Source organism: Thermoactinomyces sp. FSL K6-2592, from assembly GCF_038006465.1.
GTDB classification, from domain to species: Bacteria; Bacillota; Bacilli; order Thermoactinomycetales; family Thermoactinomycetaceae; genus Thermoactinomyces; species Thermoactinomyces vulgaris.
This window is the reverse complement of the sequence record NZ_JBBOVH010000001.1, coordinates 2,181,249-2,204,728: the sequence shown is the minus strand read 5'-3', so window position 1 is coordinate 2,204,728 and position 23,480 is coordinate 2,181,249. Positions and strand designations below refer to the sequence as shown.

Below are 23,480 nucleotides of genomic sequence, written 5' to 3'. Positions count from 1 at the left end.
TATTAAGGTGGTAAACCATGAGACATCATTATTTATTATTTTTCACACTGTTTAGTACATATTTTGGCTTGTCGATGGTCAATCCCCTTATTGCTCCCATGTTGAGGGAATTGCGTTTGGATGAGACACAGATCAGCATGGTTTTTGCCATTGCTGCGGTGTCTTTGTTTGTATCCAGCCTGGTGTGGGGGGATTATTGTGAAAAACATGGACGGAGAAAGCTTTTGGTACATGGCGTTTTTCATTTTTCCTTTGCTTATCTGCTGTTTGCGTTTGTCATTCAATTGGGGTTTGCAAACTGGATTTCCTTTTCGCTTTTGTTTGCGTTTCTCTTGTTGATCCGGTTGTATGGCGGTGTGGTTTTTGGTGCGGTTTTAACCGGGGCCCAGGCATTGATGGCTGATCTGACCCATGTAAAAGAAAGAACTTCCGGAATGGCGCTTCTCGGAGCTGCCAATGGGTTGGGGATGATATTGGGCCCGGCATTTGCAAGTATCCTTGTTTTGTGGGACTGGACGGTTCCGGTTTATTTTGCCGCGCTTTTCCCTCTGGTCATGGGATGGATATGGATGAGAAAGGAACCTGACGAGCCTGTCAGAAGAAAAGAATCCCGACCGCATACAGAAAAACTCAGCCCGTTTGACCGCAGCATTTTTCCTTATTTGTTGATGACGGTTTTGGTCCATTTGGTCATTGTCATCTTGCAAGTTACCGCAGGTCTGTATTTCACGGACCAGTTGGGTGTCAATGTGAAAACAGCTGCTCAATGGATCAGTCTTTCCATGTTTGCCATGGGAACGGCGGCATTTTTGGGACAAATGGTGATTGTACGTTTATGGAACCCTTCAAATACCTGGTTGCTTCGACTGGGAGCGCCGGTCATGTTTTTGGGATTTTTCGGTTTTTTGCAAAGTGTGTCGATGTCCGGTATGCTTCTTTCCTTTGCGGGAATCGGATTGGGGGTAAGCCTGATGCTGCCCGGGTGCTTAAGTGCCATTTCATTAAATGCAGGGGAGGAGTCGCAAGGGGCGGCGGCCGGATTGAGCGGGGTCGCCAATGGCATCGGGGCGATGGCCGGTCCCGTTGCCGGATCGTTTTTATATGAAATTCATCCGGTTGTACCTTTCGAATGTTGCCTGTGGGTTTTGTCGGGAATGATTGTGATGGCTTGTCTGATCAAACCGCAAACCAAGGAGCACACGCAACCAGTCTTTCATAAAAGATAAAAAATTTACGGAAATTCGTTTACAGAAAAACAAACTTCATGTTAATATAGTCGATGGATAAATGATAATGATAATCATTATCATTATCAATATTAAGCTGAGCCCAAGGGGGATCACCAATGAGCATCACACATGCACAAACCAATCGGTATTATCTCGCGCATCAGGAACAAACAGAATCCAATGCGCGTTCTTATCCCCGGAGAATCCCGATTGCCATCCGGGAAGCATACGGCATTTATGTCACGGATGTAGAGGGGAAAAAATACGTTGACTGTCTGGCGGGAGCCGGGACGTTGGCATTGGGGCACAATCACCCGGTTGTGACCGAAGCCATTGAGCAGACGCTCAAAGACCGGTTGCCTTTACATACATTGGATCTGACCACTCCGGTAAAAGATGAGTTTGTGGAGGAGCTGTTTGACAGCTTGCCCCGCGAGTTCAGGGAAAGAGCGAAAATTCAGTTTTGCGGTCCGGCCGGTGCCGATGCGGTGGAAGCGGCGCTCAAAATCGTGAAAACTGCCACCGGAAGGCGTAGTGTTCTGGCATTTCAGGGCGGTTACCACGGTATGACCCACGGGGCGCTCAGTCTGATGGGGAATAAAGGGCCGAAAGATCCGATTCCGGGATTGATGCCGGATGTTCACTTTTTGCCTTATCCGTATTCTTATCGTTGCCCGTTTGGACAAGGCGGGGAAAAAGGAGCTTCAATTGGCAGTCAGTTTATCCGGAGGACACTGGAAGATCCGGAAAGCGGCATTCCCGCCCCGGCGGCGATGATCATGGAAATTATCCAAGGCGAAGGCGGTGTGATCCCGGCGCCGGATGAATGGGTGCGCGAAATCCGGTCCATCACCCGGAAGCATCAAATTCCGTTGATTGTGGATGAAATTCAAACCGGTCTCGGACGTACCGGAAAACTGTTTGCTTTCGAACATGCGGGCATCATACCGGATGTGATCACCTTGTCCAAAGCGATTGGCGGTTCGCTGCCGCTCGCGGTGGTGGTGTATGATGAGGCGTTGGACCGATGGGCTCCCGGGGCGCATGCGGGTACGTTCCGCGGAAACCAATTGGCCATGGCTGCCGGACTGGCAACGATCCGCTATATCCGCCAAAATCAAATTGAACAACATGCCCGTGAAATGGGAGAAAAATTGATGAGCAGGTTGAAAAAGGTTCAAAAAGAATCCCATGTGATCGGCGAGGTGCGCGGCCGCGGCCTGATGATCGGTGTTGAGGTGGTGGATCCTCAACAAGAACCGGATCATTTGGGAAGTTATCTAACCGACCCGGCGATGGCCCGGCTCATTCAAAAAGAGTGTTTTGACCGCGGACTCATTTTGGAGTTGGGAGGTCGTCATGGAAGTGTGGTCCGTTTCCTGCCTCCGCTGATCATTACATCGGAGCAGATCGACTGCATTGTTGAAATTTTTGCGGAAGCAGTACAAGCTGCCGAACAATCAAAAGGCCTGGCTTAAGGGGGAAGGCAATTGAAGAGCAACATGATGACAAAGTTGCCGGTAAAAGACTTGTTTTTGGGACATACACCGGAAGCGTGGTCTTCATACCAACTAGCGATATCAGCTGCACAAACGGTATTGTATGAACATTACGCATCGTTGAACCAACCGTTCAGCGGAACCGGGATTGACGAGCTGGTTTCGTTATTCAAGGACATGCCGGTTTGTCCGGAAGAGGGTCGGGATTTGGGTGAAGTGCTGGAGGATGTCGGAAATCACATTTTAAGACACTCCGTCCGGGTGCATGATCCCGCTTGTTCCGCACATCTTCATTGTCCCCCGCTGACACCGGCCCTGGCTGCGGAGCTTTTGATCAGCGCAACCAACCAATCGATGGATTCCTGGGATCAAAGTCCTGCCGCCACTATCCTGGAAGAAAAAATGGTTTCCTGGCTGTGTTCCGTTTTTTACGGAAACAGTCAGGGGAACGGCGTCTTTACCAGCGGAGGGACCCAGTCCAATTTAATGGGACTTCTGTTGGCAAGGGATCACTTCTTGAAACAGAAGCTGAATATAAACGGGATGCATCAAGGATTGCCGCCGGCGGCGGGAAAAATGAAGGTTCTCTGTTCGGACATCGCGCATTTTACGATCAAACAATCGGCCGCCTTGCTCGGATTGGGAGAAAATGCAGTGGTGCCGGTGAAAACGGATGCCAAGTATCAGATGAGTTTAACGGACTTGGATGAAAAGATCAGCCGGTTGAAAAAGGATGGTTATCATTTGTTTGCCATCGTGGCGACGGCCGGAACCACCGATTTTGGAAGCATCGATCCGCTGCAAGGGATTGCGGACAGGGCGGAAGCGGAAAGTGCATGGTTTCATGTCGATGCCGCTTACGGCGGAGCGTTGGCCTTGAGTGAAAAACACCGGCACCGTCTGGACGGAATCGGGCGGGCGGATTCACTGGCCGTTGATTTTCATAAACTGTTTTATCAGCCGATCAGTTGCGGAGCCTTTTTGTTAAAAGACGGGTCCCGTTTTCAACTGATCAAGCGGCATGCAGATTATTTAAATTCAGAAGAAGATGAAAGGTCGGGAATTCCTCATCTGGTTCATAAATCGGTGCAAACCACCCGCCGGTTCGATGCATTAAAACTGTTTGTTTCTTTGCAAGCAGTCGGAAAAAAACGATTTGCCGGGATGATTGACCATACGATAGAGGTGACCAAAAAGGCGGCGGACTGGATTCGGCGGACCGGACACTTGCAACTGGTCAATGATCCGCCCCAAATGAATGCCCTGGTTTTTCGTTATGTCCCCCGTGATCAAACCGTGGATATTCATCGGATCAACCGGGATATTCGCCAAACGTTGTTGCAACGGGGGAAAGCGGTGATGGCTTTGACCAAAGTGGACGGGCTGACTTCGCTGAAACTGACGATCATTAATCCCCGGATCACGCTTCCCGTTTTGACGGAAATACTGGAGGAAGTCAGGAAAACCGGATTGGAACTGGAAGAAGAGAGGAGAGAGAAAGACTCGTATGGAGGCTAAAAAAATTGCGGAACAAGCCAGCATGCTGGCCTTTTTCAACTGTTACCTCAGAGAAACCCGGCAATTCAAACGGTATGCCAAGGATGAGTGGGAAAAACACCGGATTCACAACCAAAAAACGGTCGATTCGCCGGCAAAAGAATTTTTGGTTGTTTCCTTACAGCACCATCAGATGGAGATTATCGCCCCGCTGAAATACTGGTCCTTGACCGGCCGGCATCTCTTTTACTTCCCGTTCTTTTACCGGATCGGAGAAGGCGGGAAACTGAGGGAGCTGGATTATGTGACGCTGGTGACGATGCTGACCAAAGAATTGACCGTTGAACGAAAATTGAATGTCTTTCCGGATGAGCTGGTTCTTCGCGTGATCCAAAGCTGCCATGAAATGGAAACGTTTGTGGCGCAGAGATATCAAGATGCAGAAGAACTGTACCGCACGCACTTTGATTATTTGGATGCCGAACAATCCCTCATTTTCGGACATTTGCTGCATCCGACGCCGAAAAGTCGGCAAGGCATTCCGGAGCAGGAGCAAAAGACTTATTCTCCTGAATTGAAGGGACGTTTTTCCCTGCGTTATTTCCGTGCTCACCGTTCCATTGTCAAAGAAGGGAGCAACTTGCCGGAGTCTGCGACGGATTGGATCAAAAAAGAGCTTTGGAACGACCGAGAAGTGGATCCGTCCTTTAAAGAAAAGTATCTGAAAGAGGATGAATATTCCCTTTTGCCCGTCCATCCGTTGCAAGCCAAACATTTGCTGGAGGATGAACGGGTCCGGTCGTTGATGGACAAGGGGTTATTGGAAGATCTGGGGGTCCTGGGAAAAGCTTATTATCCGACCGCTTCCATCCGCACGGTCTACCATCCGGAATCTTCCTTTATGTTGAAATTTTCTGTCCGGATCAAGATCACCAACTCCGTCCGGCAAAATCTGTATAAGGAGTTGGAGAGGGGAGTGGAAGTGACCCGCCTGTTGGACAGTGAGATCGGGTACCGTATGAAGCAAAAATATCCCGGATTTCATGTGGTCAAAGACCCTGCCTTTATCACGATTGAGATTCCCGGTGCGGATGAGTCGGGGTTTGAAGTGGTTTTGCGTGAAAACCCGTTTCAGGGAGGTGGTAAAGAAGACGTGACATTGCTTGCCGGGCTTTGTCAAGATGCCCTGCCCGGATTTGAACCCCGCCTGGCCGCAGTGATCAAAGAGGTGGCAGAAAGGGAAGGCAGAGATCCCGGACAAGTGAGCATCGACTGGTTCAAGAAATACCTGGCGATTTCGTTTGAACCGCTGATGTGGTTGTATTCGGAGTACGGCATTGCACTGGAGGCCCATCAGCAAAACAGCCTGGTAAAGCTGAAAAACGGATATCCGGACCAATTTTTCTACCGGGATAACCAGGGCTATTACTACTGTGAATCGACTTTTGCCAAACTGCAAGGAATCCTTCCGGGCATTAATGAAAAAAGCCATACCCTGTGTGCCGATGCCGTGGCCGATGAGCGTTTCCGCTACTACTTTTTTATCAATCATTTATTCGGGCTGATCAATGCTTTCGGGGCATGTGGCCTGGCGAACGAAAAGGTGCTGTTGGAGGAGCTTGCCGGAGCGCTTCGAAAATGGTTGCCCAAGAACCGAAAACCTTCCCGTTTGATTGAAAGCCTTCTGGAAGATGAATGGCTTCCGGGGAAAGCCAATCTGCTCACCCGTCTTCATGATATGGACGAGCTGGTGGGGCCGATGGAAAGCCAGTCGGTTTATGTTCAAATTCAAAATCCCTTGCGGCAAGGAGAGAAGGTTTGCGATGAAATACCCAGTCATGTCTGAAACGTTTGCGATCAAGGATCCCGATATCGGCAAAGTGATATCGTTTCGCCGGGTGGAGATGGAAAAAGATTTGGACAGGCTGCATGAGTGGATGCACCAACCGCATGTCATTCCGTTTTGGAATTTAAACATTCCCTTTGATCAATACCGGGAGCATTTGCGCAAATTCCTGGCGGATCCACACCAAACCCTTCATATCGGTTCCCTTGACGGCACCCCCATGAGTTATTGGGAAACCTATTGGGTCCGGGGTGATATTCTCGGAAAATATTATGACTATGATCCCGAAGACCAGGGGATTCATCTTTTGATCGGTCCGCCCTCGTTTTTGGGGAAAGGATATGCTTTACCCCTGTTAAGGGCCATGACGTACCGGTTATTTCAGCATCAACCGACGCAAAAAGTGGTTGCAGAGCCGGATATCCGAAATGAAAAAATGATCCATATCTTTGAAAAATGCGGATTTGAATTTCAACGGGAGATTGATCTGCCGGATAAGCGGGCGGCTTTGATGTTTTGTTGCCGGGACACTTTTCAAAGGAGATGGAACCATGGTGAAGCATGAGTCGAATGAGATGTTTGATTTGATCGGAGTCGGGCTTGGCCCCTTTAATTTGGGGCTGGCGGCATTGCTTGATCCCGTGACGGAAGTCAAAGCGGTGTTTTTTGAGCAGAAACCCCGCTTTGACTGGCATCCGGGTCTGTTAATGGAAGGAACCACATTGCAAGTACCTTTTTTTGCCGACCTGGTGACGATGGCGGATCCGACCAGCCGCTATACGTTCTTGAATTATCTGAAGGAACAGCGAAGACTTTATCATTTCTACTTTTTGGAGCGCTTTCTGATTCCGCGCCGGGAATACAACGAATATTGCCGTTGGGTGTCACAAAGCCTGAAAACCTGCCGGTTCGGGCAAAAAGTGACGAAAATCGATTGGGTGAAAGACCGTGAAACGTACTTCCGCGTGGAAGTCACATCGCCTTTGACCGGACAAACTTCGGTTTATCACGCAAAACACCTGGTCCTCGGCGTCGGCAGTGTTCCGTCTGTTCCTCCATCGTTCCAAGGGTTGCCGGAAGAAGATATTTTTCACTCGGCCCACTTTTTGGAGCGGCTTAACCGGTTAAAAGAAGCGGAATCGATTACCGTGGTCGGATCGGGGCAAAGTGCGGCGGAAGTCTTTTACACCTTGCTTCAGGAACAAAAAAATCACGGCTACCGGCTGGATTGGCTGACCCGTTCCACCGGATTTTTCCCGATGGAATATTCCAAACTGGGGCTGGAACATTTTTCACCGGACTACATTCACTACTTTTATTCCCTGCCGCCAAAGGTGAAAGAAGCGCGGCTGAAAACCCAGGATTTGTGGTACAAGGGCATCAGTGCCGCCACCATCGCCGATATTTATGAACTTCTTTACGAACGGACGGTGGGAAATCAACATGTGCCGGTGCGGATGCTGGCCCAAACGGAAATCCAAAAAATCGAGCCGGTGCCGGGAGAAAAGAAATATCGCCTGACTTGTCACCACCGTGAGCAAAACAAAACCTTCACGCATGAAAGTGAAGTGGTGGTTCTGGCAACGGGTTATCAGCATCAGATCCCATCCTGTGTCAAGAATTTGTCCGGCCTGATCGCCTGGGATGAGAAGCAACGTTATCAGGTGTCATTGGATTACCGGCTCAAAAAGACCCAAGAGGCCGAAAATGAGATTTTTGTGCAGAATGCGGAGCTTCATACCCACGGGGTGGGGGCACCGGATCTGGGTCTCGGGGCATACCGGAACTCCGTGATTATCAATACACTGACCGGAAGGGAGATTTACCCGGTTCAAAAGCGGAATGTTTTTCAGCAATTCGGAGTCCCGGAAGAAATCAACACCACAGAGGATGCACATCAAACGTCCTCTTTACCGGTATAAAAGGGAGGGATGCATCATGAATACACTGAAAAGTTTTCAACCGGAAACATGGGAGACCGTTTCCCGGAATTTGTTAACCAAGATGATTGCCGAGTTTATGTATGAAGACATCATTCATCCGGATATGGAAAAGGCGGACGGGGAGAATCAACGTTGCCGTTTGGAGCTGAAAAGCGGTGTCACGTACACTTTCGAAGTGAAAAAACGGTTGTTTGACAGTTACCGGGTTCATGGCGACACCATTTACCGACAGGAAAACGGGGAGGTGAAACCGGCCGACAATCCGATTCAATTTTTGCTGGACATCCAAAGCACCATCGGCATGAATTCAATGACGGCGGGGCATTTGATTCGGGAATACACCCACACCCTGGTGGCGGATGCATATATCCTTGAAAAAAAGAAAAACCAACAGCTGGATTTGACCGAATTGGATTATGCCGAGCTGGAAGGGGAAATGGAAGGGCATCCGTGGATCACTTACAACAAGGGGAGAATCGGGTTTAGCCATGAAGATTACCTGAACTATGCCCCCGAACAGAAAAATAAGGCTAAACTGTCCTGGATTGCCGTGCATAAAGAAAGAGCCGATTTTCATTCGGTCACCGGTGTTGAATACGAGGAGCTGGTGAAAAAAGAACTGGGAGAACAGCAGGTGGAATCCTTCCGGCAAGTCCTCATCCAAAACGGTTTGGATGACAAAGATTATTACTTCATGCCGGTGCATCCCTGGCAGTGGGATCATTATATTGTGCCGTTTTTTGCGGAAGAACTCGCGCAAAACCGGATCATCCTGCTGGGAACCGGGGAAGATGAATATCTGCCGCAACAATCGATTCGCACCTTTGTCAATACAAGTTCCAAAGAGAAGCATCACGTCAAGTTGCCGATGAGCATTTTAAACACCTTGGTTTACCGTGGATTGCCCGGCGAAAGAACCGTGTTGGCTCCCAAAATCACGGAATACATCTGGAACATATGGAAAAATGATCCGTATTTGCACAAGGAGTGCCGGTTGATCTTACCGGGGGAAGTGGCCAGCATCAACTATGATCATCCCTATTATGCCAAGCTTAAAGGAGCCCCGTATCAATATTTGGAGATGTTGGGTTGCATTTGGCGGGAAAGCATTTACAACTTTATGGAAGAAGGGGAAAAACCGATCACCTTGGCGGCTCTGGTGCATGTGGACGGGGAAGGCAAACCGTTTGTCTCCCGGTTGGTGGAAAAATCGGGACTCAGCTTGGATGAATGGCTGGATCGTTTGTTTGAAGCCATTTTGCCGCCGTTGCTCCATTACTTGTATCGCTATGGGGTGGTTTTCTCCCCGCACGGGCAAAACACCATTTTGGTGTTGAAAGATTCCGTTCCGATCCGCCTGGCCATGAAAGACTTTGTCGATGATGTCAACGTGAGCCGGGAACCGCTGGAGGAATTGAAAGATTTGCCGGAAGATCTGAAACAGGTGTTGCGCAGTGAAGAGCCGGAAGGGCTTTGCCAATTTATTTTCACCGGATTGTTTATCTGCCATATGCGCTATCTGTCGGATCTGTTGGAACAATATCATCAGTATCCGGAAGAAGTCTTCTGGAAAAAAGTACGGGACACCATCCTGGCTTACCAAAAGCGGTTCCCCGAACTCCAAGAACGTTTCCGGTTGTTTGATTTGCTCCGGCCGAAATTCACCAAACTTTGTCTCAACCGCAACCGGATGCTGGATTACGGATATGAAGACGATGTGGACCGTCCGCACGCTTCCGAATATGGAAAAGTGACCAACGCACTGGCTTTGTCATAAAAAGACAAACCCCGGGGTTGCCGCTCCGGGGTTTTTTGCACTCAAAAAAGGTTTCATGCAGATTGATTGTGATCAGTGGTACCATGGAATGCCCGGCAAAAATTGAATATCCATAGCAAAGAAGAGAATTGATGGGATCATGGACATTCTTCCTGTAATCGGTGTCAAGATGCTTGGAAAAGGAGTGAATCATCATGGTTGAGGGAAATGGACAGGATCAAAAAAGCAAGCCCATGAGTGACGAAGAGCTTCAGAAAGTTACCGTGGGGGAGTTGAAACCCACAATGCGACCATCCATCTCGAGGAGTATGATCCGCGCTGGCCGGAGTTGTTTGAACGGGAAGCCAAACGAATCCGCTTGGCACTTGGCGACAAGATGTTGCGTTTGGAGCATGTCGGATCCACCTCCGTGCCGGGACTGTGTGCAAAGCCTGTCATCGACATCCAGCTGGTGGTGAAAGATTCACAGATGAATCGGCTTATGTCCCGGCGTTGGAGGAAGCCGGTTATCTCTTGCGGATCCGGGAGCCGGAGTGGTATGAGCATCGTCTGTTCAAAGGACCGGATACGGATATCAATCCGCATGTCTTCAGTTCGGGCGCGGAGGAAGTTGACCGGATATAGCAGCCGGTCAGGTTTCAACAAAGATAGTTATTCTTCCGAAGCGTTTACAAGTTGCTGATACATCCGGCGCAACTGTGATTTGTCCACTTTTCCGTTGGCATTGCGGGGAAGCGGTTGCCTGCAGAAGAAAACATCCTTGAGTTTGTGGGGACCGAGTTTTTGGTGTACGTATTGGAGAATCTCTGTTTTTGTAAGTGAAGCCCCTTGGACGGGTTTTACAAAAGCGCAGGGAATTTCCGAACATTGTGGATGAAGGACCCCGGTGACGCTGACATCTTCCACGCCGGGGAGTTCCCGGATCACTTGTTCCACTTCAGCGGGGAAAATCCCGCCGATTTCGGGGGAATAAATTACATCTTTATAACGGTCCACGATTTCCAGAAACCCGTCCTCATCCATTCTCCCGGCGTCTCCTGTCAAGAACCATCCTTGATGAAAAGCTTTTTGGTTTCCTCCGGCTTTTTCCAATACCCGGTGAAAAGTTGCGGGCCCCGAATGGCAACCTCCCCGGTTTCACCCGGTGGAAGCTCTTTTTTGGTTTCGGGGTCCAGGATTTTGATTTCCGGGAATAAATGCGTTTTTCCGACGGTATGGATTTTATCAAGACCCATTTTCGGATTCCATATGGAGATGATCCCGTTTAATTCGGTGGCTCCATAAGCTTGAACCTCCTCAAAGTCCGGTGATTCGCCACTTTTGATCACATTTTCGGGCACTCTGGTCCCTTCGGAGAGGAAACGTTTGAGAGAGGAAAAAGCAGAATCGCTTTGACGAATAAGGGATTGTAAAATGCCGAGTGCATGAGGCGGCAACAAGACGGTGTTCACATTCTCTTTGCCGATGGTCTGTAACAAGGATTCAGCAGTGAGTTCCGGCGGGAAAACAAGGGTTACACCCAAAAAGGATTGTAAACAGACCGGTGCAATCGCTGAAATGTGGAAGGAAGGAGTCGCCACCAGATGACGTGAATACCTGTCCAGAACAAGGGAAGTGCAACTGATTCCACTGGCGAAGTGTCCGGATATTTTTGTAACGCCCTCAAAAGGCCTGGACTTACTTTGTTCTGTTCACAAACGATGGTGTGGCGGATTTTTCCGGTTTCGGCTTCCGTTTGAATCAAGGGATAAAATTGATCTCCCATCAGGAGAAAGTCCGTTTCCAGATCATCGATGGCCCACCGGATCATTTCCGGTTTCCAGTAATGGTTCAGGGGAACCGCGACGGCTCCGATCTTGGCCAAGGCCATCAAACTGAGGGCGAACGAAGCATTGGTTCCGGTCAAAAGGGGAACCCGGTCTCCTTTTTTGACCCCTTGCCCGGATAAATAACGGGCAAATTGGTTGGTTCGTTCCTCGTACTCCCGGTAGCGGATGCGAAAACCGGGAGAAACCAGCGCCTCTTGATCCGGATGGAATTGGGCATAAGATCTCAAAGCATTCCCAAGCGTGCTGGCAATCTGGATCAAGATATCACCTCATGAAAAAATGGATGCTAATGATTTTCAATCCAAAGGCCCTTTCAATTTTCTTCCATGCAAAGGAATCCTGTCGCTAATAATATAAAATAATTAGGTTATATTTTATTGAAAATTACTAAAAATCAGCCGCCTGTGGCCGCAAGTTAAAAGGAGAAGAAACATGGCCGTGGAATACACGCAAGCCCCGGGCAGAGGAACCGGGGCTTGCGAATGAAAAATGTTATCCGGCATGGATTCGTTTCAGTTGTTGATTCAGTTGTTTGGCTTCTTCCAATGCTCTTTCATCATGCAGGATTCCGTCGGGTTTGCCTCCGTAACCGATCAGATACCCTTTGAAATCCATCGACATAAACTTGAAGATCAAATCAAACTGTTGTACGAGCGGGAGAGCGAACAACCGGGCATTTTCCCCGCCGGTGATCACAACGTAAGCTTGTTTTCCGCGCATGGCTTCTTTGAAATCATACCGGGAATCGCGTAAGCTTTGGGACCAGCGGTCAATAAAATTTTTCATGTGTCCGCTCATCCCGTACCAATATAAAGGCGTTCCGAAGACAATGGCGTCATGCTCCATGACCTGTTGAATGAGGCGGTCATAATCATCATCCACCGGATCAAAGCCGTCGGGGTCATGGCGCTGATCCAAAATCGGACGGATGGAGTATTCCCGGAGATAAAGATGCGTTGCCGGTATATCTTCCAGTACAAAGTGTGTCAGTTTTTCCGTGTTTCCATTTTTCCGTGAACTTCCGTGAATGGCCATCCATTTCATGGGTTTCTTCCTTCCTCTCCAGCGTAAAAGTAGGTTGTAACTATAAAACTTTCTACTCCTACCTTGTCTGTTCCTTCTTTTTTCAGATTTTTTGTGGCTTTGGATTGAAACCAGGCTTTCAATGCCTGGACTTAAACCAGAGGAGGAACATCGGTTTTTCCCTGAGCGAACAGTTCTTTGACCATGTGCTTGGCGTAGCCGGCAGCTTGGGCAAAGGTGATCTTGGCCGGCATGGGCGCTTCGTCGGCATCGACCACCACGTCGATGATGCAAGGCTTTTTCTGCCTGACCGCTTGCTCAAAGGCCGGGAGCAGTTGATCGGGGGTTTCCACCCGGTAGCCGATCCCCCCGCAGATTTCGGCATAGCGGGCAAAATTCGGGTTGGTCAGATCGGTTCCAAACTCAACATTGCCCATCACTTCCTGTTCAAACTTAATCATGGCGATTTTGTGGTTGTTCAAGACCACCACCACGATGGGAAGCCCATATTTGACAGCGGTGACAAAGTCGTTCATCGTCATGCCGAAGCCCCCGTCCCCGCAGATGGCAAACACTTGTTTATCCGGATGTGCGATTTTGGATGCAATGGCTCCGGGAAGCCCGCAACCCAGAGTGGCCAGCCATGCGGAGGTGAGAAATTGTTGCCGGATCATACGGAAATGCCGTGCCACCCATACCGTCACATTGCCGACATCCACCGATAAAATGGCATCATCATCGGCGACTTGTTGCAAAGCTTTCAGCACCCGTTGCGGTTTGATCGGAACCTCATCGGCTTCTTCGTGTTTCGCAAGATGGTCCCACCAGTCTTTCATCATTTTTTGATGGGTCTCCAAATGGCTGCGGTCTGTTTGATAAGGAACCTGATCAATGAGCCAGCCCAATGTGTAATCGGCGTCGCCGGCCAGTCCGATATCCACGGGCATGCGTTTTCCGATTTGGGTGGGATCCGTGTCGATTTGAATGGTTTTCGCTTCCCGGGGCAGAAAGCCGGTAAACGGGAACGACGTGCCTGCCAGAATCAGGGTGTCCGCGTTTTGCATGGCTTCATAGGCCGGGCGGGTTCCGATCAGTCCCAGACCGCCGAGACAAAGGGGATGTTCATCGGGGATCACGCCTTTGGCCGGCAAACTGAGAATGATGGGAGCGGCCATTTTTTCCGCAAGGCGGATCAGATTTTCTTTCGCATGTTTCGTTCCTTTTCCGGCCAGGATGACGGGCCGTTTCGCTTTTAACAGGATTTCTTTGGCCTGGAGAAGATCGTTTTTATCGGGGCGGATTTCTTGTTTGCAATAAAACGAAGTGGTGGTGCGCACTTCCCGTTCCACTTCAAAGCGGGGAATGTCGTCCGGAATGGTTAAAACGGCAACCCCTTTTTTGGTGTAGGCGGTCCGGATGGCCTGATTAACCACCGCCGGCAGTTGTTCGGCCGACATGATCCGCTGGTTATAAACGGCCACATCGTCAAACAGGCGATCCAGATTGACTTCCTGGAAATAGTCAATTCCGATCAAATCGGATTCAACTTGGCCGGTTATGGCCAAAACGGGAGCGTGATCCAACTTGGCGTCATACAATCCGTTCAACAGATGAATGGCCCCCGGCCCGGCAATGGCGGTACAAACGCCCAATTTTCCGGTTAATTTGGCGTAGGCGGCTGCGGCCAACGCACCGGCTTCTTCATGCCGGACCTGTATAAATTTGATTTTGTCTTTGGCTTTCCGGATTGGCTCGATCAAAGAGTTGATCGAATCCCCGGGCATTCCGTATATATGATCCACTCCCCAATCGATCAGCAGATCAACCAAGTATTCACCGGCTTTTTTTCGGAACATCGAAAAATCCTCCTTCTCGTTCATTCGGTTGTTTTTTATTGTGCGCAAGCGGTGATAAAAACATCCTTTGAAACAGAGAAAGAAGGATCATTGCCACGTGTTCCGGCTTTTTCCCTCGCGACGCGCCTGATCTTCCTGAAAACGGTGAAGATGTTCTTCTTCCACCGCCTTGGCCAAGGCTTGTTCCGTGTGGATGAATGCGCGGGTGGCTTCGCGAAGCTTGCGTTCCCATTTCAATTGTTCCAGCCGGTGATGGCGTTCCACCTCTTTGTTCCCTTGGTGTTTGGCGCGCTGCATTTCATCAAGATGATAAAACATTTGTTTTTCGCATTCTTCGATATCCCGTTTGATTTCATCGATCAATAAGTGGTATCTGCGGACTGACATACGATACTCCTTTTTGGAATGGTTTTCCAATGACTTCTCTTTTGGAAGGAGTGATCCCTGCACGGATTTTCCGGTTCCGGGTTGGTGCTTAAAAGCCAAAGCCCGTTGGTTTATAATAAAATTAAGTACAGAGGGAGAATGAGAGCCATTATGAAAGAAAGTTATTTGTTGCGCAAAATTGTAATATCCCGTACAGAAATCCCGTTTTTGCACGGGCAATTGATTTATGATTATGAAGAGTGTTCCGGACATATCGAGCTGATCGTGGAATCGGTTTCGGATGAGGTGCAAGAAGTCTTGAAATCAGAACCCAAGTTTAAGATTCCCGTTTCTTGCATGACGCAGGAATTTTACCGGATGGAAGGATTGACCCGGTGTTTCCAAGTTTATGAAAACCGGTTTCAATTGCAATTTCCGTTGGATACCAAACTGAACAAAGAGGCGTTCTCCATGACTGAACTGTTGCAGCCGTATGAACTGGTGGAGTTGGAGTATAAGGGGCAAACGTATTGCGGATATTTAGCCAATTGGTCCCGTGACGGAAATATGGTTGCGCTCAAAGACCGGGAAACCATGCAAATCCGGCTTTTCCCGTTATCCGGCGTGAAAATCACCTTATTGGACAGCGGGTTAAAAGGATGAATCATTTCTGTTAATCAAGTCGTCTCTCATCCTGCATGAAAGGGGAGCCGAGATGAATCCGGAAGAAGGCATCCATACCGATTTTCGTGAACAAATGACTTACGGGGATTATCTCCGGTTACATTTGCTGTTGGATTGCCAAAAACTGTTGTCCGGCCATCATGATGAGATGTTGTTTGTGATTATTCATCAGACGAGTGAATTGTGATGAAGTTGATGATTCACGAGTTGGAAGCGGCGATGGAGTCGATCCGGACAGGGGATTTGCCGGCCGCTTTTAAAATGCTGTCCCGGTTTTCCAAAATCCAATCCCAAATCATCCAATCTTGGGATGTGTTGTCCACGTTGACACCGTCCGAATATATGAAGTTTCGCGGTTATTTGGGACATGCTTCCGGTTTTCAATCCTATCAATACCGGATGATTGAATTTTATCTGGGCAAAAAGAGTACACACATTTTAAAAATTTATGAAAACGATCCGGTTTTGCTTGAAAAATTGAAGCAAGCTTATGAAGCCCGCAGCATATATGATGTTTCCATCGAAGCATTGCATAAGGCCGGTTTCTCCATTGACGAAAAAGTATTGAACCGGGATGTCCGAAAGCCTTATCAATATGAGGAAAGTGTGGAACAAGCGTGGCTTCAGGTATATCAAAACGTGGAAAAATACTGGGATTTGTATGAATTGGCAGAGAAGCTGGTCGATTTGGAAGACTGGTTTCAGCAGTGGCGGTTCCGGCACATGAAAACCGTGGAGCGGATCATCGGTTACAAAAAAGGAACCGGCGGCTCGTCCGGGGTTTCTTATTTGAAAAAAGGGTTGGACCAATCCTTTTTTCCGGAGCTTTGGCATGTGCGCACAAAACTACAGGCGAGGTGAATCCGGTGCCGTCCTTCTCCTCTTTTTTTGAAGAAGCATGGGAGCTGGATCAAAACGATCCGCTCGGGAAGTATCGCGGGGAATTTTATTTGCCGGACGGGAAAATCTACTTGGACGGGAATTCATTGGGGTTGCTTTCCAAACGTTCGGAGCTGGCCTTGACGGAAGTTTTGGACAGTTGGAAAAAACTCGGGATTGACGGCTGGGTTCAGGGAAAAAGGCCCTGGTTTTATTTGGCGGAGGATTTGGGGCAAAAGATGGCGCCTTTGGTGGGGGCGCGGCCGGAGGAAGTGGTGGTGACCGGTTCGACGACGGTGAATATCCACCAATTGGTTGCCACTTTTTACCGCCCGCAAGGTTCCCGCCGCAAGATCTTGGCGGATGTACTCAATTTTCCCTCCGATCTTTATGCTTTAAAAAGCCAGTTGATTCTTCACGGATATTCTGCGGAAGAAGACTTGATCTGTGTGCCGTCCGACCCGTCGGGGAGATATTTGGATGAGGATGAAATCATTGCAATGATGAATGAGGAGGTGGCGCTGGCCTGGTTGCCGGCCGTTTTATACAAAAGCGGACAATTGTTGGATATGGAAAAGTTGACCAAAGCGGCTCATGAGCGCGGCATCCTCATCGGCTGGGATGCATGCCATTCCGTCGGGGCGGTTCCCCACCGGTTTGCGGAGTGGGGGGTTGATTTTGCCGCTTGGTGCACGTATAAATATTTGAACAGCGGTCCTGGTGGGGTGGCCGGTCTCTATGTCCACAAAAAACATCACGGAACCAAACCGGGGCTTGCCGGTTGGTTTGGTTCGGACAAAGAGCGCCAATTTGAAATGGCACCGGAGATGATCCCCGGAAGCGACGCCGGGGCTTATCAGATCGGAACGCCGCATTTGCTCAGTATGGCTCCGCTCATTGGATCGCTGTCCATCTTTGCTGAAGCGGGGATGGAAGCCATACGCAAAAAATCGTTAATGTTAACGGACTTTCTTTTCAAAATGGTGGATCAGATTTTTTCTTCTTACGGATTTGAAACCGGAACCCCGCGGAATCCCAAGCAGCGTGGAGGGCATCTTGCTTTGGAACATCCCGATGCCCTTCAAATCAGCAAGGCATTAAAGGCAGAGGGCGTCATCCCTGACTTTCGCCCTCCCAATGTGATACGATTGGCTCCGGTGGCTTTATACAACTCGTTCATCGATGTTTGTGAAGCCATGAAACGATTGAAGCAGATTATGGATGAGAAAAAGTATCAACATTACCCCACTGAATCGAAAGAGGTGACTTGATGACCTGGATTGATATTTCCCAGCCCCTTCACTCCGGAATCCCGGTTTGGCCGGGAGATGCCCCGTTTCAATATGAATTCACTTACACCAAAGAAGAAAGCGGATCGGTCAATGTCGGTCAGGTGCAAATGAGCACCCATACCGGAACCCATATTGATGCCCCTTTTCACTTTGACGAGGCGGGGAGCAAGGTGAACGAATTGGATGTGAATCTTTATATCGGCAAAGCCAGGGTCATTCATTTGCCGGGAAGAGAAAAAATCAAGGCGGAGGACCTGATGGAAAAAGAATGGGGCGGGATAAGCCGCCTTCTGATCCGGACCGATTCGTGGCGGGATCGGAACGTGTTTCCCGAAGAAATTTGTCATCTTGATCCGGATGCGGTCCCGTATCTGAAAAAACAGGGGATCCGCCTGATCGGGCTGGATGTTCCGTCCGTGGATCCGATCGACAGCAAGACGTTGCCGGCACACCATGCTTTATGGGATGCAGGCATCCACATTTTGGAGGGGGCGGTTTTGGACAATGTGGAAGAAGGGATTTATGAATTGATCGCTTTGCCGCTTCCCATTCTCGGAGGGGACGGGAGCCCGGTCAGGGCCGTGATTCGCCCGGTGGCAGAATCCCTTTGAAGCGGTAAAAAGAGGCGGAGCATTTCCGCCTCTTTTTTCAGGAGAAGTTTTCGTTGACCAGAGTGACTTTTCCAACCGCCTGGCCCGATTCGAGCCGTCGATGGGCTTCAGCCGCTTCTGCAAAAGCGTAAGTTTTTTCATCCAACAAGGGCTTGATTTTTCCTTCATCCACCCACCGGCTGATTTGTCTCAAGATTTCACCATGGCGTTGCAGGCCTTTGCCGGTGAGAATCGGGAGGATCATAAAGACGGCATGCAGGGTCAATCCTTTGTTGTGCATGAGGGATAAATCATGCGTGGAACGGGCTGCGATGGTGACGACATTGCCGTGGATTTTGACTGCTTGCAGAGAGCGGTCGATATTGGCTCCGCCGACGGTGTCGATCACCACGTCAAAGCCTTCGCCGCCGGTATATTGTTTGACATAGTCATCCACTTCGCTTTGCCGGTAAAAAATGGGGTGATCGGCTCCCAACCTTTTGGCGATTTCTGCTTTCCGGTCTGTGGAGACGGTGGTATGTACCGTGGCACCGGTGAGTTTGGCCAGTTGCAGGGCGATATGGCCGACGCCCCCGGTTCCGGCATGAACCAACACGTTTTGTCCTTCCTGAATCCGTCCCCGCTCAAAAACGGCTTCCCAGGCGGTAATCGACACCAGGGGAAGGGCGGCGGCTTCTTGGAAGGAGAGTGTGCGGGGTTTTGGTGCCACCAACTCTTCGCGGACGAGCAGGTAATCGGCCAGAGCCCCGCCATGCGTGTTTTTAAAGCCTCCGGCACAGGCAAAAACCTCATCCCCGACTTGAAAAGAGGTGATCCCTTCCCCGGTTTCTTCAATGACACCGGTCACATCGCCGTGTAAAACGGCCGGCAGTTCGGGGGCAACATTCGGCACGGCTCCGCTTCGGATTTTTGTATCAATCGGATTGACACTGGTGGCAGCAACACGGATCAGGACATGTCCGGGCAACACCGCCGGTCGTTGGAGGGTTGCCGGTTCAAACACATCCGGGGAACCAAATTGGCGGATGATTTGTGCATGCATGGTTTTCTCCTCCTTATTTTTTAACAATATAACATATCTTTGGCGTGAGAAGGAGGAGGATCACTCGTCTTTGGCTTTGACACCGTAGTCCAGCAAATTGAGATCGACTTTAATGCGAATCGGAACGTCGGCAAACCATTTGACTTCCCATTCATTCTTGATGCGTTGCCACAATTTGTTGTCATGGATGCGGAGAGCGTCTCCGAAACCGGCCACATCGGCCTGATAAATTTTTTGCATTTTATACAATGCCGAACGCATTTGATGGACGATTTTTTCTTCTGCCTTTTGTTCCAAGCGTTCAAGATACTTCGGATCCGTGGCGTCTTCTTCTTCAATCCAGTCTTCCGTCAAATAACCTCCGGTTTTCACGTGGACATCAAAAGAAATTTTGTCACCATCCACACGGGGTTTGATTTTGCTGGACATGTTAAAAATCCTGACGGCGAAAATGGCTTGATCCTCATCATAAACGTTTAACACGCCACCTCCCTTTTTTCCGGTGATCCAGTTGACCCCGGCGATGTCTTCGGAATTCATGAAACCGATCATTTTCTTGTTTCTCCCGCTGATGACAGCGGCATCTTCCAGTACGATTTTATCATTTTTTTTGGCGATGCAGGGGAGCAAAAAGCTTTGGTTGCTGGCCAAAAATCTCCCTGCTCTTCCATACGTCACCGGTTCCAATATTCGAAGCGAATATTTGGTGTTGTCTGCGATACTGAGAATTTTAAGAGCCGGCAATTCATTGCCTTTGCTTTTTTCCTCGCTCTCCAGAAACTCTCCCGCTTTTCCTTTCGTGCACAGGATGGTGCTGCTTAATCGGATGTACGGGCCACGAAACAGATAGCCAAGCATGTTTCGAAAATTCATGCGCTTGGCCAATTCTTCCCCGATCAAAGTGATCTTCAGGTGTTGTCCAATGAGCGGCCCCCGGTTGAATAAAGCGACTTCCACAGCCATCTTGCCTAAGGTGTTTCCGGTGATCGTTGTATTTTGATAATCGACTTCTCCTTCCCCGCCGGAAGTTTGGTTCGGATCCATGATTTGAAGGGTGGCGTTGATCACCGGTTTTTCCCCTTCAATCCGGACTTCACCGGTCTCTGTGTCACCCAGATCAAGGGCCAGTCCGATATTGGTTGAAGTTTCTTCAATATCCCGGTAGTCCCAACAGCCTGTGAGCATGATCAGGCTTACGAGAATCAAACTGACAAACAGTCGCCTTTTTCCGTTCATGTTGACCTCCGTTAATCATGATGTCTTGAACGCCGGTTGCGGATCCAGGCAATCACCAGTGCGATCGGCACAATGATGAAGACCACGACGAGCTCGATGTGCACCAAAATGGTGCCCAGCTCAAAAAATTCATTGATATCCGCCGGCAGGAATGCGATCAAAAAGATCAAGGGAGACACTCCGTAGATAAAAAAACGGATGTTTTTTCCGGTGATTTGGGAAATCCCCAGACAAAAGATGTATTGCATGCTCACATAGGTGGCGAAGATTTGCAAGATCCAGACGGCCAGCAAAAACACTTCATATCGTTCGAAAAATATGCCTGTTAGTTCGTAGGAGCGGATTAATTCAATGGTCGGAAAAGTGAGGGTGATCGTCTGATCCGGTCCCAATCCGCCCACCACGACAATCACAATGACAACGTAAAAGAGTGCGGGAACCAAAATCCCGGCGGAAATCGCTTTCCATGCTTCTTTTTTTCGTTGCATGAATGCGTTTAACACCAACATGAATTCATAACCTGAAAACGTCAGGGATGAACCGTGAATCCCTTTGATCACCGGTTCCACCCCCATTCCCATGACCGGCAGAATGTTTCGCCATTCAAACACTTTAAAACTGGTGGCCAACACGACAAAGAAAAAGAAGAGGGTGATGGGAAGCAAAACTTCAAACATCCGGGCGACGGCAATGATTCCGCCGGTCATCAGATAAATCCCGACAAACACCATGAGCGATATGGATACAGCCGGCGGAGTGTTGGGAAGCAAATAGAATTGTGTCACCTCGGCCATGCCTCTCAATTCATATCCGGCAGTGATAAAAAGATATGAGAGAAAGATCAAATTGGCCAAATTGCCGATCCATTTGCCAAAAATCTGTGTGCTGTATTGAAAAAAAGTTTGATCCGGATAATACCGGTTCAACCGGATAATCAACCATCCCATCAACAGAAGAATCAGGGTTGCAAGAATGACCGAAATCCAACCGTCCTGCCCTTGTGTGTCTTCCGTCACATTCCGGGGAAGGGTCAAGACGCCCATTCCCAGAATGACCGAGGCGATGAAAATCGATGTTTGAATGGTGGTGATCTCTTTCCGATTGCTGTCTAGCATCACGACACATCCTTCATTGTTTTTGCCGGACCGGGTCTTGGGTTTTTAAGGTGACCGGACGGCGGTTTGTGCGACTCAGCGGCGCCCGGAACAAAATGTCTTTCCAATCTTGGGTTCGTATGGGGGCAATCGGTGCCAAGTAAGGGAATCCGAAGCTTTCCAAGCGGACGAGATGAGTCATTGTTAACAAGAAAAAGATGATGATCCCGTACAAACCGAAAAAGGCGGCAAGTATCATGACCACAAAGCGCAAATACCGGAGTGCGACCCCGGCGTTATATTGGGGGATGGCAAAGGATGAAATCGCTGTGATCGCCACGACGATCAACATGATGGGACTGACAACACCGGCTTGTGCGGCGGATTCCCCGATCACCAATCCGCCGACGATACCCACGGTCTGGCCGACCGATTTGGGGAGACGGAGCCCGGCTTCCCGCAACACTTCAATCGCCACTTCCATAAACAACGCCTCCAAAACCGACGGGAAAGGCACGCCTTCCCGGGTGGCGGCAATGCTCATCGCCAGCCTTGTCGGGATCAGCCCTTGATGGAAGGAGGTAAAGGCGATATAGAAAGCCGGCAGGGAAATCGACAGAAAAGCAGACATGTACCGCAAGTAACGTAGCAGGATCCCCGGAATCCAACGGGTGTAGTAGTCTTCCGGCGATTGCAAAAACATCCAAAACGTGACAGGTACAATCAGGGCAAAGGAGGTCCCGTCCAGAAGAATCGCCACCCGTCCTTCTGTCAGCGCCCCCGCCACCCGGTCGGGCCGTTCGGTGTCTTGCACTTGCGGAAATGGGGAAAAGGTGTTGTCTTCGATCAAATGCTCAATATAACTGGTGTCCAATACTTCATCGATGTCGATCTCTTTTATGCGTTGATCCACCGTTTTGACCAATTCCGGGTCTGCGAGGTCCTGGATGTAGACGACGGATGCTTTGCGCTGTGTCCGCCTTCCGAGAACATAGGACTTATAAGTAAGATTCGGCGTGGCCAAACTTTGCCGGAGCAGCGCCAAATTGACTTCCAGCGAGTTGGTGAAACCGATTTGGGGTCCCCGGACAATTGCTTCGGTTTCGGAGGGGCCCAAACTGGTTGTCAACTTTTTGCTTGTGGCCATTACAATTGCTTGGTCGCATCCGTCCACTAACACCGCCGTGGATCCCCGGATCAAATGCGTGAAAATCTCCGAATAGCTTTGGATTACTTTGAGATTATAGAAACTTAAAACGTGATTCTGGATAAAGTGGATGATTTCATCTGACTGGATGAATCCGGTCTCCCGGGTGGAAAATTCATCCCAGTTGTGCATCAACCGGTCAAGAATTTGTTCGTTGATGGTTTTCTCATCCACCATTTCTTTCATAAACAAACAGGCCGCCTGGATGTTGGTCCCGCCGATTCGAAAGGAACGGATGGTCAAGTCCGGATGTTGTTCTGTCAGTTTGTTGAAATAATTCACATTGGTTTCAAGGTTGTTTTTCAAACGATCCGTATCGGCAGATTGTTTGTTTTCATGCGTGTCTTTTTTCCGTTTCCGGTAGAAATGGCGCTTGATCAATGTCAGTCATCCTTTCATGAACGAATCCATTGAAAGAGGCGGGTCACGGCACAAGGAATCACGAGAATCAATATGGCAAAAATGAATATTTTCTTATCCGGAATATGCTCCACGATAAATTCCCACATGGTATCACCTTCATGGTTAGTGTGTTTCAATGTTTTGTTTTTCATGCGCAAAAAAAAGACG

Annotated in this window: 20 protein-coding genes and 2 pseudogenes; 12 read left to right on the top strand and 10 right to left on the bottom strand. The window is 49.2% G+C overall.

What is annotated here, in order from left to right; all coding sequences use genetic code 11:
- Nucleotides 1-17 precede the first annotated feature (17 nt).
- From NYE37_RS11415 to NYE37_RS11380, 8 genes and pseudogenes are all read left to right on the top strand, one after another.
- Nucleotides 18-1,226, top strand: coding sequence for an MFS transporter (locus tag NYE37_RS11415; protein WP_037994371.1), 1,209 nt, complete (start codon nt 18-20; stop codon nt 1,224-1,226).
- A gap of 119 nt (nt 1,227-1,345) precedes the next feature.
- Nucleotides 1,346-2,707, top strand: coding sequence for an aspartate aminotransferase family protein (locus NYE37_RS11410; protein WP_037994373.1), 1,362 nt, complete (start codon nt 1,346-1,348; stop codon nt 2,705-2,707).
- 12 nt (nt 2,708-2,719) lie between these two features.
- On the top strand, nt 2,720-4,246 hold the full coding sequence (locus NYE37_RS11405; RefSeq protein ID WP_121873934.1) for a pyridoxal phosphate-dependent decarboxylase family protein: 1,527 nt from the start codon (nt 2,720-2,722) through the stop codon (nt 4,244-4,246).
- Complete coding sequence (locus NYE37_RS11400; RefSeq protein WP_037994375.1) at nt 4,236-6,071, top strand: IucA/IucC family protein; 1,836 nt, start codon at nt 4,236-4,238, stop codon at nt 6,069-6,071. Before NYE37_RS11405 ends, NYE37_RS11400 begins: the two co-directional genes overlap by 11 nt.
- Entirely contained in the window at nt 6,049-6,636 is a 588-nt protein-coding gene (locus NYE37_RS11395; RefSeq protein WP_037994377.1) for a GNAT family N-acetyltransferase, read from the top strand. The genes NYE37_RS11400 and NYE37_RS11395 overlap by 23 nt, the downstream gene beginning before the upstream one ends.
- Complete coding sequence (locus tag NYE37_RS11390; RefSeq protein WP_049719749.1) at nt 6,623-7,993, top strand: lysine N(6)-hydroxylase/L-ornithine N(5)-oxygenase family protein; 1,371 nt, start codon at nt 6,623-6,625, stop codon at nt 7,991-7,993. Before NYE37_RS11395 ends, NYE37_RS11390 begins: the two co-directional genes overlap by 14 nt.
- 16 nt (nt 7,994-8,009) lie before the next feature.
- Nucleotides 8,010-9,791 carry an IucA/IucC family protein gene (locus NYE37_RS11385; RefSeq protein WP_037994378.1) on the top strand — a complete coding sequence of 594 codons (1,782 nt, stop codon included), beginning with the start codon at nt 8,010-8,012 and terminating at the stop codon, nt 9,789-9,791.
- A 194-nt stretch (nt 9,792-9,985) separates the two neighbouring features.
- Nucleotides 9,986-10,412 (top strand): annotated as a pseudogene (locus NYE37_RS11380) (GrpB family protein); the annotation flags it as partial.
- A 30-nt stretch (nt 10,413-10,442) separates the two neighbouring features.
- Here the strand turns inward: NYE37_RS11380 and NYE37_RS11375 are convergent.
- From NYE37_RS11375 to NYE37_RS11350, 6 genes are all read right to left on the bottom strand, one after another.
- Nucleotides 10,443-10,814, bottom strand: a complete 372-nt coding sequence (locus NYE37_RS11375) for an AMP-binding enzyme (RefSeq protein WP_175413206.1) — start codon at nt 10,812-10,814, stop codon at nt 10,443-10,445.
- Between the two features lie 17 nt (nt 10,815-10,831).
- Nucleotides 10,832-11,371 carry an AMP-binding protein gene (locus NYE37_RS11370; protein ID WP_170151198.1) on the bottom strand — a complete coding sequence of 180 codons (540 nt, stop codon included), beginning with the start codon at nt 11,369-11,371 and terminating at the stop codon, nt 10,832-10,834.
- The gene (locus tag NYE37_RS11365) at nt 11,305-11,880 is read right to left on the bottom strand and encodes an AMP-binding protein (RefSeq protein ID WP_340712033.1); all 576 of its coding nucleotides are present in this window, start codon (nt 11,878-11,880) and stop codon (nt 11,305-11,307) included. The genes NYE37_RS11370 and NYE37_RS11365 overlap by 67 nt, the downstream gene beginning before the upstream one ends.
- A gap of 232 nt (nt 11,881-12,112) precedes the next feature.
- Nucleotides 12,113-12,664 (bottom strand): flavodoxin family protein, encoded by a 552-nt coding sequence (locus NYE37_RS11360; RefSeq protein ID WP_037994386.1) that lies wholly within the window; start codon nt 12,662-12,664, stop codon nt 12,113-12,115.
- Between the two features lie 131 nt (nt 12,665-12,795).
- The gene (locus tag NYE37_RS11355; RefSeq protein WP_037994388.1) at nt 12,796-14,499 is read right to left on the bottom strand and encodes a pyruvate oxidase; all 1,704 of its coding nucleotides are present in this window, start codon (nt 14,497-14,499) and stop codon (nt 12,796-12,798) included.
- 87 nt (nt 14,500-14,586) lie between these two features.
- The gene (locus tag NYE37_RS11350) at nt 14,587-14,886 is read right to left on the bottom strand and encodes a hypothetical protein (RefSeq protein ID WP_037994390.1); all 300 of its coding nucleotides are present in this window, start codon (nt 14,884-14,886) and stop codon (nt 14,587-14,589) included.
- Nucleotides 14,887-15,036: 150 nt separating this feature from the next.
- Between NYE37_RS11350 and NYE37_RS11345 the strand changes: the two genes are divergently transcribed.
- The 4 genes and pseudogenes from NYE37_RS11345 (at nt 15,037) to kynB (ending at nt 18,331) form a co-directional block, all read left to right on the top strand.
- Nucleotides 15,037-15,528, top strand: coding sequence for a hypothetical protein (locus tag NYE37_RS11345; protein ID WP_037994393.1), 492 nt, complete (start codon nt 15,037-15,039; stop codon nt 15,526-15,528).
- 52 nt (nt 15,529-15,580) lie between these two features.
- Nucleotides 15,581-16,410: pseudogene (gene kynA, locus NYE37_RS11340) on the top strand (tryptophan 2,3-dioxygenase).
- Nucleotides 16,411-16,415: 5 nt separating this feature from the next.
- A complete protein-coding gene (gene kynU, locus NYE37_RS11335; RefSeq protein ID WP_049719756.1) occupies nt 16,416-17,699 on the top strand; it encodes a kynureninase in 1,284 nt (427 codons plus the stop codon).
- Nucleotides 17,699-18,331 (top strand): arylformamidase, encoded by a 633-nt coding sequence (gene kynB / locus NYE37_RS11330; RefSeq protein WP_037994396.1) that lies wholly within the window; start codon nt 17,699-17,701, stop codon nt 18,329-18,331. The genes kynU and kynB overlap by 1 nt, the downstream gene beginning before the upstream one ends.
- 37 nt (nt 18,332-18,368) lie before the next feature.
- Here the strand turns inward: kynB and NYE37_RS11325 are convergent, their stop codons facing one another.
- From NYE37_RS11325 to NYE37_RS11310, 4 genes are read right to left on the bottom strand one after another with little or no spacing between them, the layout of a single operon-like run.
- Complete coding sequence (locus NYE37_RS11325) at nt 18,369-19,373, bottom strand: zinc-dependent alcohol dehydrogenase family protein (protein ID WP_236533523.1); 1,005 nt, start codon at nt 19,371-19,373, stop codon at nt 18,369-18,371.
- Between the two features lie 60 nt (nt 19,374-19,433).
- The gene (locus tag NYE37_RS11320) at nt 19,434-20,609 is read right to left on the bottom strand and encodes a Ger(x)C family spore germination protein (RefSeq protein ID WP_049719758.1); all 1,176 of its coding nucleotides are present in this window, start codon (nt 20,607-20,609) and stop codon (nt 19,434-19,436) included.
- 11 nt (nt 20,610-20,620) lie between these two features.
- Nucleotides 20,621-21,724: a GerAB/ArcD/ProY family transporter gene (locus NYE37_RS11315; RefSeq protein WP_049719759.1), complete on the bottom strand. Its 1,104-nt coding sequence runs from the start codon at nt 21,722-21,724 to the stop codon at nt 20,621-20,623.
- Nucleotides 21,725-21,737: 13 nt separating this feature from the next.
- On the bottom strand, nt 21,738-23,291 hold the full coding sequence (locus tag NYE37_RS11310) for a spore germination protein (protein WP_340712032.1): 1,554 nt from the start codon (nt 23,289-23,291) through the stop codon (nt 21,738-21,740).
- Between the last annotated feature and the right edge of the window lie 189 nt (nt 23,292-23,480).